The organism is Rhizobium sp. OAE497 (assembly GCF_040546565.1).
In the GTDB taxonomy this organism is placed as follows: Bacteria; Pseudomonadota; Alphaproteobacteria; order Rhizobiales; family Rhizobiaceae; genus Rhizobium.
Genome location: NZ_JBEPOA010000003.1, coordinates 285,875 through 298,458, shown reverse-complemented (window position 1 = coordinate 298,458; position 12,584 = coordinate 285,875). Strand labels below are relative to the sequence as shown.

Annotated in this window: 12 protein-coding genes and 3 pseudogenes; 4 read left to right on the top strand and 11 right to left on the bottom strand. The window is 59.1% G+C overall.

The genetic code is table 11. The annotated features are described in order from the left end of the window. Window positions 1-16: 16 nt before the first annotated feature. Window positions 17-760, bottom strand: coding sequence for a Crp/Fnr family transcriptional regulator (locus ABIE40_RS27940; RefSeq protein ID WP_199628633.1), 744 nt, complete (start codon window positions 758-760; stop codon window positions 17-19). 240 nt (window positions 761-1,000) lie between these two features. Between ABIE40_RS27940 and ABIE40_RS27935 the strand changes: the two genes are divergently transcribed. Beyond that, on the top strand, window positions 1,001-1,252 hold the full coding sequence (locus tag ABIE40_RS27935; RefSeq protein ID WP_199628634.1) for a hypothetical protein: 252 nt from the start codon (window positions 1,001-1,003) through the stop codon (window positions 1,250-1,252). A gap of 358 nt (window positions 1,253-1,610) precedes the next feature. Here the strand turns inward: ABIE40_RS27935 and ABIE40_RS27930 are convergent, their stop codons facing one another. The 3 genes from ABIE40_RS27930 to ABIE40_RS27920 all read right to left on the bottom strand — a co-directional run bounded on the left by ABIE40_RS27930 (window position 1,611) and on the right by ABIE40_RS27920 (window position 2,908). Next, window positions 1,611-1,877 (bottom strand): nuclear transport factor 2 family protein, encoded by a 267-nt coding sequence (locus ABIE40_RS27930; RefSeq protein WP_199628635.1) that lies wholly within the window; start codon window positions 1,875-1,877, stop codon window positions 1,611-1,613. Between the two features lie 82 nt (window positions 1,878-1,959). Then, entirely contained in the window at window positions 1,960-2,184 is a 225-nt protein-coding gene (locus tag ABIE40_RS27925) for a tautomerase family protein (RefSeq protein ID WP_112717496.1), read from the bottom strand. 13 nt (window positions 2,185-2,197) lie between these two features. Then, entirely contained in the window at window positions 2,198-2,908 is a 711-nt protein-coding gene (locus ABIE40_RS27920) for an SDR family NAD(P)-dependent oxidoreductase (RefSeq protein WP_199628636.1), read from the bottom strand. A gap of 81 nt (window positions 2,909-2,989) precedes the next feature. Here ABIE40_RS27920 and ABIE40_RS27915 point away from each other — a divergent pair, with 81 nt between their 5' ends. The 3 genes and pseudogenes from ABIE40_RS27915 to tyrS all read left to right on the top strand — a co-directional run bounded on the left by ABIE40_RS27915 (window position 2,990) and on the right by tyrS (window position 6,364). Continuing rightward, window positions 2,990-3,874 carry a LysR family transcriptional regulator gene (locus ABIE40_RS27915; RefSeq protein ID WP_199628637.1) on the top strand — a complete coding sequence of 295 codons (885 nt, stop codon included), beginning with the start codon at window positions 2,990-2,992 and terminating at the stop codon, window positions 3,872-3,874. Further along, complete coding sequence (locus tag ABIE40_RS27910; protein WP_354541196.1) at window positions 3,867-4,865, top strand: GlxA family transcriptional regulator; 999 nt, start codon at window positions 3,867-3,869, stop codon at window positions 4,863-4,865. The genes ABIE40_RS27915 and ABIE40_RS27910 overlap by 8 nt, the downstream gene beginning before the upstream one ends. 243 nt (window positions 4,866-5,108) lie before the next feature. Then, a pseudogene (gene tyrS / locus ABIE40_RS27905) lies at window positions 5,109-6,364 on the top strand (tyrosine--tRNA ligase). Between the two features lie 132 nt (window positions 6,365-6,496). On the opposite strand, the gene ABIE40_RS27895 reads toward tyrS, so the two are convergent. The 7 genes and pseudogenes from ABIE40_RS27895 to ABIE40_RS27865 all read right to left on the bottom strand — a co-directional run bounded on the left by ABIE40_RS27895 (window position 6,497) and on the right by ABIE40_RS27865 (window position 12,313). Next, window positions 6,497-7,147 (bottom strand): HD domain-containing protein, encoded by a 651-nt coding sequence (locus ABIE40_RS27895; RefSeq protein WP_112717620.1) that lies wholly within the window; start codon window positions 7,145-7,147, stop codon window positions 6,497-6,499. Window positions 7,148-7,455: 308 nt separating this feature from the next. Beyond that, a complete protein-coding gene (locus ABIE40_RS27890; protein WP_199628638.1) occupies window positions 7,456-8,247 on the bottom strand; it encodes an SDR family NAD(P)-dependent oxidoreductase in 792 nt (263 codons plus the stop codon). Between the two features lie 27 nt (window positions 8,248-8,274). After that, complete coding sequence (locus tag ABIE40_RS27885; protein ID WP_112717508.1) at window positions 8,275-9,024, bottom strand: SDR family oxidoreductase; 750 nt, start codon at window positions 9,022-9,024, stop codon at window positions 8,275-8,277. 602 nt (window positions 9,025-9,626) lie between these two features. Continuing rightward, window positions 9,627-9,803: pseudogene (locus ABIE40_RS27880) on the bottom strand (VOC family protein); the annotation flags it as partial. Between the two features lie 1,167 nt (window positions 9,804-10,970). Continuing rightward, window positions 10,971-11,150: an SDR family oxidoreductase gene (locus tag ABIE40_RS27875; RefSeq protein WP_112717512.1), complete on the bottom strand. Its 180-nt coding sequence runs from the start codon at window positions 11,148-11,150 to the stop codon at window positions 10,971-10,973. A gap of 229 nt (window positions 11,151-11,379) precedes the next feature. Beyond that, window positions 11,380-11,966 (bottom strand): annotated as a pseudogene (locus ABIE40_RS27870) (hypothetical protein). A gap of 29 nt (window positions 11,967-11,995) precedes the next feature. Continuing rightward, complete coding sequence (locus ABIE40_RS27865; RefSeq protein ID WP_199628639.1) at window positions 11,996-12,313, bottom strand: PepSY domain-containing protein; 318 nt, start codon at window positions 12,311-12,313, stop codon at window positions 11,996-11,998. Between the last annotated feature and the right edge of the window lie 271 nt (window positions 12,314-12,584).

The window sequence follows — 12,584 nt, the reverse complement described above, 5'->3', positions numbered from 1 at the left end:
GGCCTCCGTTGCGGCCCTAACCTCGTCGCACCTGCCAGGTTCCCACCTCGACCAAGCTTTTGGCTTCTTCTGGCGGCTCCAATCTCTCCATGGAGCCGTAGAACCCTCGGGCGGCCGCCTCCAGCCCCTCGCGGTCAAGAATTTGTACGTGGCCACGCGTGGAGCGGATCACGCCCGTTCCTTCCAGAACGTGCAGGGCCCCGGTAACTCCGGGTCTTCTGACGCCAAGCATCGCCGCGAGGCATTCATGCGTGATGTCGATATGCCTTTGTCCGAGGCGATCATCAAGCATCAGCAGCCATCTGGCGACTCGGTGCTCGATGTGTCCCCTGGCGTTCGCAAGCGCGGTTCCTGCTGCCTGTAGAAACGCGTTCCGGCAGTAATCGCGGCACGAGGCTTCCAACGTCGGGAACCGTCGAAGCATATGCAGAAAGTCGGCTGCGTCGACACGCCGTCCTTCCCCAGGAACCTGTACGACTACCTTAGTCGCAGCGTGGACAGGCCCGTCGAGAAGGGAAACCCCGATGAAACCTTCCGGACCGACGAGCCCAATTCCTGCACGCCCAACGGAGCGTGCCTCCACGAACGAGCATGCCACTCCTTGGTCGATGAACCAGACGTCTTTGATCGGCCGCTGCGGATCTTCGAGAACCTTCCCAACTGGTAGCGGAACCGGATCCGCCAACACCCGAAGGGCGTCTGCCTCCTTCTGCGGCAATGAAAGAAGTATCGCGTTGCGATCGACGAAGCCCATCTTCATCTTCAACCACCTCCTGCCCGCAAAACGCGAGAAGGCGAAGATGGTTCACGATGGTCGGGGTCGTTTGACGAAGCTCGACGAATAGCTTTTGGCGAGGCAACCGAAGTCAGTCCTTGCACGAGGATCGAAAACACCACGACGATATACGTTGCTGACGACGCGAAACGTTGACCGAAGCTCTTTTTCAAATAACGGGAACATCGTCCTGCTTTCGGGGTTTGACAACCTTGGAGAATCCCGATGGTCGAAGCTGTCCCAGTCAAGCTTGAGAACGTATTCGCTAGTCCGACGACAGATGTCGAAGCCGAGCGTTTTAGGCAGGCCCAGGAACAGGTTAGATCGGCGTTGGATGGTCTTCTCTTGATGGCAACGGCAGCGGGTTGGGGAGTCCAGGAAATTGTAGTCGCGATCTCCGATGCCGCTGCCGTACTCAAAGAGAGTCATGTGGCGGACGCGAGCCCGATCGAAGTGCCCTCATCCGTTCAAACCTGACGCCGCCAGCGGAGTTCAGACCCGGTGCGAGGCGTCATCGAGAACTCCCACGGTAGCTCCTGTCTCTCAAACATGGCAGTCCATCAGCTACCGCGTTGTGCGCATCGCTGACGTCGCTTGAGTGTTCGTGTTGCTCACCGCCCCCTTTGAAAGCGTCGCCGGGCACTGATCGATCCCCGCCGTTGCCTACTGCCAGCCCGACACACCGCGGTCCTATTCCGGATCAGACCGGAACGAGACGCATCGCCTGGAAGCCGAGCTTTTGGCGAAGATCTCCTGGACGAGCACGGCGGAAGGAAGCGGCCGCCACGCGACTTTGATTCTGGCGATCAGGCCGTTTTCGTCGAGGTGCAGATGCTCATTTCCTTCGATATTTGATTCCGTTGCAGGTGAACGCAAAAAAGACGGCGACATCACGCCCCGACGCGAAACTCAAGTCGACGTCGAGGCTGTCGATCGTATCAAGAAAGCCTGAGAGGACGCCGACGACGGCCTCCCTGCCTTCGGTCGGCTCGGGGAAGATCGGACCGAGCAGAACAATGTTCTCGGAGAGGTGTGGGACGATGCCAGCCTTGTCCCTGTTGGCAAGCGCTTGGAAATAGGTATCGACGTGTGTGGTGTTCAACGATTTGGGCTCCTTGGTGGAGAGGCGGAATTTTGGGTGTACGGATATGGCGAGCAGCGGCGCTGCCCGCCGGAAGTCATGCTCACTTCCTCGACTTACGGTAGTCGCGTAGCGGCAGTCCGCCTTGTCCGATGTCCTCGATCTCGTGCTCGTGGATGATCACGGTCGTGTCTTCGCGAGGCTTGCCCATCACCTTGAAGAGAAGATCCGCAACGCCCTTGTAGATGGCTTCCTTCTGTTCGTCCGTGGTTCGGTCAGCGCCTGGAGCGGTCCCCTCGCGGGTAACCAGGATGTTCACGATTGGCATGACGTGTCTCCGATCAGCGGCCGGCGATAAGGCCGCCGTCGACATGGACGATCTCGCCTGTCGAGAAGGCGGCGTCCTCGAGGTAGAGGACGGCTCTCACGATGTCCTCCACCTCTCCGAGCTTGTTCATCGGGTGGAAGGCGGCAAGGGCGTCGAAGTTTGCCGGCGAATGCATTGACGTCTTGATGACGCCGGGAGCGACGGCGTTCACCCGGATGCCACTTTTCGCATATTCGATCGCGAGGCTCTTCGTCGCCGCGTTCATGCCGCCCTTCGTCAGCATGGCGATGAAAGCCGGAGACCGGGAGCTTGCAAACTCGGCAGTGGATGCCGTGATCTGAACCACATGACCGCTGCCCTGCTTGAGCATGACGGGAATGACCTGCTGTGTCGTGAAGAAGAAGCCGTCGAGGTTCGTTCTGAGCTTCAGGCGGTAGTCCTCTTCGGTGTAGTCCGTGAAGGCCTTGCCGATAAAGATCCCCGCGTTGTTCACCAGCGTGTCGATGCGGCCGAACTTCTCCAGAGCGGTCGCGACCAGCTTCTTGCCGGTTTCGGGGTCGCCGATGTCGCCGGCGACAGTGACGAGATCTGGATCGGAGGACGGCTTGATCGAACGCGAAGATGCAATCACGGCATATCCGCGCGACCGGTACCCGTTGACGATGCCCTCTCCCAGCCCTTGGGAGGCGCCTGTAACAATCGCGACTTTCTTTGTGTTTGTCATTGTCATGTATCCTTGAAAGGTGTCCTTGCCGACTGGATGTAAGGACCTTCCATCCGACGAAAAATTAGCTATTCTTGAACAATGGCTGATAAAAAACGTACAGGGTTCGACTGGGAGGACGTACGCACATTCATCGCCGTCGCGCGGCATGGAAGCCTGTCGTCCGCTGCTCGGTCTCTCTCCGTCACTCATGCTACGGTGTCGCGCAGGCTGCAGTCCCTTGAAAACAGCCTCGGCGAAAAACTTCTTGAAAGGCGGCCAGAAGGGTATGCCCTAACGTCTGCCGGAATCCACGCGCTCGAAGCGGCCGGCGGGATGGAACATGCCGCAGAGCTTCTGGGCCGAGGCGCGGCCGACGCCGCGCCAAGCGGGCTCGTGCGGATCAACGCGTCTCCGGCGATGGCGAACGGCTTTCTCAATCTGAAGCTCGCGAAGCTGGCTATGCGGTATCCGACGCTCGACATCAATCTGACGAACAGTCATCGCTTCATCAGCCTTGAGCGCCACGAGGCGGATATCGCCATCCGGTTCGGCAAGCCAGAAGGCGGCGACGTTATTGCACGCGCTTTGGTGACCGTCGGCTACGGGTTCTACGGGACAGACGATGCATGCCGCGCAGTTGAGGCTGAGGGCAGGCCGGTCTTCATCGGCTTCGACGAGGCAGAAGCACATATGCCGACCGCAGTGTGGCTGACGCGGCACTTTCCCCGGTCGCGTCTGGCATTCCGAGCAAACGATCAGTTCGCCCAGTCTGTTGCCGCGCGTTCGGGAGGAGCGCTCGCGCTGCTACCGCATTACCTCGGTCGCAGCGATGCCGCGCTTCGCCTCTGTTCTCTCGGTCCTTTGCCGCCGGACAGAGATGTATTCTTGCTTACCCGCAGGCGAGACAAGAAGGACCGGCTGATACGCGTTATCGCCGACGAAGTGGTGGCAATGTTCGAGGAAGCAAAGGACTTGTTTGCATGATCTCGAATGGAAACGGCGGCCGGTTTCAATGCGCTCGGTAGCGGTCATCGTTTTTTCTGGCGTTCAGGCCATTGACGTGTCCGGCCCTATGGACGTCTTCGAGGAGGCTAATGCTTTCTTGCCGGGCGCCGAAAGGTATCACGTCCAGATCATCGGCCCTGGCGGCATATTCAACGCCTCGAACGGAATGCGAATAGCGGCCCACCGTACATATGGGGAAACGGACGCGGAGTACGATCTCGTGCTCGTAGCCGGCGGCCCCAGGCTGGCGGAGGAACAGCCCGAAGCGGCGATGCTGGAATGCATCCGGCGCCTGTCGAACTCCGCGGGGCAAGTGGGATCGGTCTGCACTGGGGCGTTCGCTCTGGGCCACGCCGGTCTTCTGGCCGGGAAGCGGGTGACAACCCATTGGCAGAATGCCCACACCCTTTCAAAGCGGTTCCCGGACGCTGTCGTGGAGAGCGATCGCATTTACGTCAGGGACGGCAAGCTCGTTACCTCGGCCGGAGTGACGGCCGGGATCGACCTGGCGCTGGCAATCGTCAGCGACGATCACGGAAGCAAGGTCTCGCTTGCAGTCGCCAAGCGCCTTGTCGTGGTCGCCCAGCGCCAGGGCGGGCAATCCCAGTTCAGCCCATACGTCGTCGCTCCATCGGATCCGAAGTCTCCGCTAGCGGCGATCTCTACTTTCGTCATGGCGAACCTGAAGTCACGTCTGTCGGTAAACGATCTGGCCGATCACCTGCATATGAGCCGCAGGAGCTTCGCCCGCCTGTTTGCACTGGAGACGCGAACGACGCCTGCCGAATTCGTCGAGAACGCCAGGCTGGACGCCGCCCGCAACCTGCTGGAAGGTACCGGCCTGGCGCTCAAGGAAATCGCCTTCGAATGCGGGCTGGGCTCGCCCCATCGCATGCGTCAGGTCTTTCTCCGGAGAATCGGCGTCACCCCCGGTCAATACCGAGCGAGCTTCAAGCGGCCGAGTAAATGAACAGACTTAGGTAGCAGTTGCCACCAATGACCGCAGTCGGCCCAAACCGGTCATGAAGCCTGCCTTGCGGCGAGAGGGAAACTCATATATGAGCTGCCCCATGATCAAGACCGTGCTCATCGCCGCAATTATCCGACCTCTCCATAAGGAGCGGCGCGTTTCGATCATGCCTTGAAACAAGCCGCCGTCAGGCGGCTTTGTTCATTCTGGAGAACCCCTGGCGGCAACACCAGGAGACTTCTCGTGACACACTCAGAGACCACCACTGACCAATTCAAACCACGTTCGCCAGTGCTGAGGACGCTGGTCGAACGCGGTTACGCAAACCAGGCGACTGACCTCGCTGGCCTCGATTTCGCCTTCGAGGAAGGGATTGTGCCTGCCTACGTAGGTTTCGACGCGACGGCCGAGAGCCTGCATGTCGGGCATCTTCTTCCGATCATGACTCTGCGTCGACTTCAGCAGGCGGGCCACAAGCCCATCGTCCTCATTGGTGGCGGCACTACACGCATCGGCGATCCGAGCTTTCGATCCGAAGTGCGGCCTATGCTGACGGACGAGCAGATCGCCAGCAACATCGCGGGGATCAGAAAGGTCTTCGACCGACTCCTCGTCTTCGGTGACGGCCCAACGGATGCGGTCATGGTCAACAATGCGGATTGGCTGGACAACATCCGCTGGATCGACATGCTGAGAGATGTCGGCAGGCACTTCTCGGTAAACCGGATGCTCTCCTTCGACAGCGTCAGGACGAGGCTGGAGAAGCAGGAGAACCTGAGCTTCCTGGAGTTCAATTACATGATCCTCCAGGCTTTCGATTTTCTCGTACTATCCCGCCGCACAGGCTGCCGCTTACAAATGGGCGGAGCCGATCAATGGGTAACATCATCAATGGTATTGAACTGGTGCGACGGACCGAGGGGCAAGAAGTCTTCGGGATGACAGCCCCGCTCGTCGCAACGTCTTCAGGGGCCAAGATGGGCAAGACGGCGGCGGGAGCCGTATGGTTGAATGAGGACCGCCTATCGTCCTACGACTACTGGCAGTTCTGGCGCAACACGGAGGATGCCGATGTTGTACGCTTCCTCAAGCTCTTCACCGATCTGCCGATGGACGAGATCAATAGCCTTGGCCGAGTAGAGGGCGCAGAACTCAACGCAGTCAAGGAACGTCTTGCCAATGAAGCCACCAGCCTCGCGCACGGCGCAGATGCAGCGAGGCATGCTGCCGCAACTGCGAGGCAGACCTTCGAACATGGTGAAGCCGCGCAGGGACTGCCTACACTCCAGCTTGATGATGAGGAGCGATCCGCTGGCGTCTCCCTCGTTGATCTCCTGGTCCGTACGGGGCTGTCCTCGTCCAAGAGCGAGGCAAGGAGAGCAATCGCAAGTCGCGGAGTGCGGCTTGATGGGAACGTCGTTGAAGACCTCGATCTTGTGGTGTTGGTACAGCCGTCCCCCGTCCGACTTTCCTTTGGCGAAAACGCCACGCCATCGTGAAGTAATAGAGACGAGCGTCGGGTATTGTGCCCGGCTTCGTCCGCTTATGGCGCGAAGCCGCCGCCCGTTGGCTTGGTGGCGTCTGCTGCCGAACTCTGTAAATGAACCGTCTGATGGCGACAGCAGCCTCGCTCAGCTTTCCCATTTCGACCCGAGGATAAGATCGGCGAAGTCGACTCTCTTGTAGGTCGGATCCATCTTAGAGAGCACGTCGGCTTTCACGTTTCCGAAGGTCGTCTCCGGCTTGCGGATTGTACCCATGCAGAACGAAGACAGTATACCGTGCTTGAACTTCAAACCGCGGGGATGACACGAGCAGACCTCCTCGCGCTGCTCCTTCGTGAAATCATCGAAGCCTATCCCGAGGACGTCCATCTCGACCCCGGCTGTGACGAGGGCGACTGTCGACCGCTTGTGTCGCGGGATCCCCGGTGTCGTATGCAGCGCGATCGAATCCCACACGTCGTCTACGTCTCGCTCGGAGATGTCGTAGCCGCTCAGGAAATCGCGCGCGGCGTTGGCTCCATCGACCTCGAATCGTTCGGTGTCGCTCGCATGGGAATCCATGAGGCCCATGTCGTGGAACATGGCGCCGATGTAGAGAAGTTCCGGGTCGTAAGGCACGCCCTTGCGGCGACCGATAAGGGCGCCGAACAGGAAGACCCGCCTGGAGTGGTGGTAAAGCAGGTCCGTTTCCGTATCCCGGACAAGCTCCGTTGCCGCCTTGGCCATAGCGCTGTCGGGCATTCTGACGCCCGCGATTGTGGTAGGTTCGTCGATCATGTCTACTCCTTCGAAGCGTTGTCGCTGCAGCCGACAATCGCTCGCGGAGATCATTTCTCCTAACTCGGCCTTGATACACTTTCTGCCAAATCGGGTTCGAAAACGGCCCAGAACAATATTGCGGAGGGTAGGTCGCGCATTTCGTTCGGGAACGAGTTGTTCTTCCCTTAAGCAAAGGGACGAGCGCGATCTGGCTACGATTTCGCCGGTCATCCCCTTGCAAAGCGTAAAACCCCCGCGTCCTGCAGGGGCCTTTCACTTTGAGGGCTCGCGGCGTGATGGAAGTGGCGATGTGAGAAGCCGTCTCTTCACAGCGTGTCGATAAGGCCGCCGTCCACCCGCATTGAGGCACCGGTCGTGGCCGAGGCCAACGGCGATGCCAGATACGTGACGATGTTCGCGATCTCGTCGACGCTGGCTGCTCGCTGGATGAGAGAGCTGCTTCGATGCTGCTTTACGAAATCGGCGGCGACCTCCTCGATCGACTTCCCACTCTTCTCGCGTTCGTCGGCAAGCATCGCCTCGACGCCTTCGGACAGAGTAGGACCCGGAAGGACCGAATTCACGGTAATTCCCGTGCCGGCCATACGCTTGGCGAGCCCGCGGGCGACAGCGATATCGGCCATCTTGCTCACCCCGTAGTGGATCATCTCAACCGGGATGTTGAAACCGGACTCCGACGCGATAAAGATGACGCGTCCCCAGTTCGCCTTTTCCATGCCGGGCAGATAGGCACGCGACAGCCGGATCGCCGACATGACGTTCACCTGCCAGTGCCGGTCCCAGACCTCGTCTGACGTGTCGAAGAAGTCGCTCGGCTGAAAAATCCCGGCATTGTTGATCAGGATGTCGACGCGAGGCAGTTTCGCAACGAGCGCTGCACATCCTTCGGCCGTGGCGAGATCGGCTGCGATTGCGGTGACAGTGCCCTTGGCACCTTCGTCTTTCAGACGTTCGCCGGCCTTTGCGGTTTTTTCGTCGGATCTGCCGTTGATGACGACGTCCGCTCCCGCTCTCGCGAGCTGCCGGGCGATCGCGTAGCCGATGCCCTCGGTGGACCCCGTTACCAGGGCGGTCTTACCAGTGAGATCGATTTGCATGTTCTGCTCCTGTGGGTTGGATGGCGGTTAAAGGTTGCTCATGCCACCGTCGATGACGAGCTCGCTGCCGACGATATAGGCCGCCTCGTCGGATGCGAAGAAGACCACGGTCTTCGCTACTTCCGACACGTCGCCGAAGCGACCGACCGGTATCTGCTTCTGCACGCCGTCGGCCATCGCCTTCATGTCCGCCTCGGACATGCCGAGCTTTCCGTACAGCGGGGTAGCGATAGGGCCGGGGCTGACGGCGTTCACGCGGATGCCACGACCTACCAGTTCGCCCGAGAGCGTCTTCGCCAGCGTCAGCAGCGCGCCCTTGGTCAGCGAATAGACGCTCGAGTTCGGCATGCCGATATGTGCGTTGATCGACGTGTTCAGTACGATCGAAGCGCCCTTCGAGAAGATCGGCAGGAGAGCCTGGATAAGGAAGTAAGGACCCTTGACGTTCGTCGCGAACGACCTGTCGAAGTCCGCTTCCGACCAGCTCTCGACCGGTCCGAACTGCGCGACGCCCGCATTGACGAACAGGATGTCGAGGTGACCGAACGCTTCTTCGATCTGGCTGACGACCTTCTTCTGGCCGTCGACGTCGCCCGCGTCTGACTGAATGACGATGACGCTGTCGCCGAGCTCGATGCGGGCCTTCTCCACGCTGGCAGCGCGGCTGCCGGTTACGGCGACGCGCGCACCTTCGGCGACGAACTGCCGGGCGGTTTCAAGGCCGATGCCGCTGGTGCCGCCGGTGATTAGAGCGGTCTTGTTGGCAAGTCTGGACATGATGAACTCCTGGCGTTGGTGAGCGGTCCCGATGCCGAGGCCGATGACCGTGATTTACTACCGGGGAGCTGTCCGAATTAGCGGGCAGAAAACAATTCTGCTGTTCGGACTCGCCGAACGTTGCGCGAAACGTATGGGGCTTTCCAAGCCCTGAGCCTTCCCGGCGCACGGCATCTGCTTCGAATGCAGCCGCCCGCCGACGCACGGAGAGGGCCGTATCATGTTCCATATGAACCGGGAGACTGCGGATTCGGCCGATGCCAGAAGACTCAGACAGCCAGTTCAGACGCAGGAAAAGCAATGAGATCGGCGGACGGAGTAGTGAAAGAAAGGCTTTGGAACCAGCTTTGCCCTTTGGTTCCAAGGCCTCCTCATGCGCACCATCATTGCATGTCGTCGGTATCTCAAGCCTGCGACGGGCGCCTGGTAAAACAACGCGGGCTGGTTTGTCAACTCGACACGAGATCGATATTTCCATACTTGGAAACTGATGAACTCCGCGAATATTGGCTTTTCCTTTCTTGGTGAGTTTTACCGCGGAACTCCTGGATGCCCGAGGCTCGGACCGGATACATCGCAACGACCGTGTGCCAGGTTGCGCCTCAAGGCGCACTATTGATCTCGATTACGTTCAGATCCGGGTCGCGAAGGTATAGCTGGGGAAAACCAGCCAGGCCGATGCGGGAAACAAGAAGATAGTTTGGATGATCTTCCGGGAGGTCCTCTCGGAAGCCGAGGGCCTCCAGACGTTCGAGGGTCGCATCGAAATCATCCGTTCTGAACGCAAAGTGCTAGTCATTGCGGTCGACGAAAGGTCGTCTGCGAAAAGTGCCTTCAGGGTGCACGACGAGGTGTATTTGCAGACTGCCGCAGGCGAGCCAAGCTCCCTTTACGGGAAAGTTGTGACGGGGGATCTCGGCGAGCTTGAACACGTCGCGGTAAAAAGGAAGCGATGTCGCCAAGTCAGCAGTGATGACCGATACATGATGCAGGGGGAGCGACGGCATGTCTGTCCCCAAAGATCGTGCTAACGGAGCCATATTCGCAAAGCTTTTCGTTGAATGCCATAAATTGCAAATGTGGCTCAGGCTGGGGAGCACGCCCGCCGCTCTAGCGGAAAGAGCTGCCTTGGCGCTGCTTTTTCGTGATGGAGAGGTGATTGCGGGAGTCGGCTTGGCCAACAACCTGACGCGTTGATTTGCGAGAACCCTTAAGGCTCTCGCCACTCTGGGCCGGTTATGAGTCCCTACCAGGCGTGAGAAGCATCAACGGGCAAAGCGCAGTCGGATGCCGACCCAATCCCATGAATGCAAAACAAATGAGAGCGTACGTCAGCTTGGGGTCGATTCTAAACCCGCGTCCGTGCCGGAGGTCAGTAACGTCTCGACGACAGAAATGCGGTGCGACTGACTGTGGCAGCGGCAGGCTGCGGCAGTTTCTCAATAATTCTTTTGTACCGGAAGCCCTTCGACGTGAGCCGGCACAGGCACTTCCGGCCCAACGCGCCCTGCACTTCGATCAGTTCCGCCTCTCTGGCGCGTATTATCGTCTTAAGGCCCACGTGTCTGGGAACCTTGGAATATCGGCGAGGCCCCAGTGCCAGCACCAGGGCCTCGATCCGTCTGCTGGCAGTGTTGATCATTGATGCCCCCATCACGTCTTGCTGCAAAATCTAGCCCATATCGGGCAGGATCTTGTTAAGATGGCGGCTTTGTCGTGCACTTCCGGCGGACCTTTTTTGGCAATTGCCTCGCAGAAATATCTGAGGGGAACCGAGGGATCCTGGCGCGGCTGTGTCTGTTGGGTCCGAACAGCAAGCGAGCCCCGTTAGCCAAGCCCCTATCGCAGACGCAGCTCAGGATTAAGACTTCGTTCTCTGGACTTTCGCGATGCCATCGCCGCCCTAAGGCCGGGGCCCTTCCATGTGAGGCTCGCACCAGAAAGGATCAGACTGAAGTGCGTCCGACCGATCCACCACCGTCAGCAAAGAGGACCTGGCCGGTGATGTAAGATGCCTCTTCGGACAGGAAAAAGGCTATCGCAGCGGCAATTTCTTCCGGCTTTCCCAGGCGCCGCATCGGAATCGTCGAGAGAAAGCGGGCCTCCGCTTCTGGCCGGCCACCTATCGGTCCACAACGGTGGCGCGTGAACTCTCTCCATGAGCTAGGCCTGACGCGGTGAACACACGCGATTGCTCATCAATAACCCTGTGGATGTTCAGGAGATGCGCTCCGGCATTACAAAGAGGCGTCTTAGCCGCGTTTTGCCGGGACTTCTGTCTGTTCCATAAGCTAACGTTATGCCACAAACCGTAGTACAATGAAGGGCGCCTCGGGGGCGCCCATCATACAAAATTCACATCCCATTCCGGCGATAACGAAGCCGCTCCTGTTCAATTTGTTCGGCATTGTAGGGCGCGAGTGTATCGCCGAAACGGGTCCATCCTTGCTTCTCGTAGGCGGTGCGCCGTTCTGTCGGATCAACCCAATTCGAGTGCTTCAGAATAGCTTCAGCCTCTGGCACCAGTGCCTCATCCACCTTGGCGGTGACGAGGGTTCCACCTCGGCGGACACCTTCGGCGTGGAAATGAGCATCTCGTTCTGGTACGCCGGAGCTCGTCAGTGCGCCGATAATTCCACCAGCGGCCCCACCTGCAACCGCACCAGCTGCGGTCGCAGCAAGCCAACCGGCGGCGACAACCGCGCCAACACCCGGAACCGCTATCAAGCCGAGACCAGTGAGCAAACCGCCTGCCCCGCCGACAACAGCACCGATCCCGACGCCAGTTCCGGCCCCTTCGGCGGCATTCGACTAGCCGTGCCGTCGATCACCACGTTGGATATGATGCTGATATCAGTAGATGGAACACCAACAGCTTCGAGTTCACCCACAGCGGAGCTGGCGTCCGTATAGTCGTCAAAAAGTCCGGTAACAGTTTTCATGATAACCTCCTTGCGCTTGTGTTTCGCACTCACTTTGCAACAATATTGCCCTGATAATCGAGGGCGATCGAAACGGCTTTGCCGTCCTTCATGCCTTTGGCGTTCCAAACGCCTTTGTCGTCTTTGCTGAGATCTTTCACCTGCGTGTAACCTGCTTTTTCAATCCGATCCTTAGCCTGGTCCTCAGTAAAGCTGTTTGCGCCTTCCACCGGAGCCGTCGGATTTTTGGTGTCGGGGGTAGCAACTGCCGGCGTGTCGTCGTTGCTGTTGGCGGCTGGCGCGGTCTGAGCCAGTGCTGAAAGAGACGAGACGGAGACGAATGCGGCTGCGAGAACGATTTTCTTCATGGTTCCCTCTCTAGTTTAGATCGTCATATTGAATCTATCCAACCCTGACATTGCATTGGTTCCAGCATCGGACCTTAGTCCGATAGGCTGAAGTACCGTTGGACAGCGACAGGAACGCCGGGACGGGCCCTGAACCTGATACCGCGCAATGGCCCAGCGGATAACAAATCGAAGCCTGCGCCAGGAAGCGACAGCGAGCTGTCGCAGCGCCCGTGAAAACAACCGTCCTTCCAGGTCAGCACGAAGCCTGCTGCTCATTTCTAAAATGGTT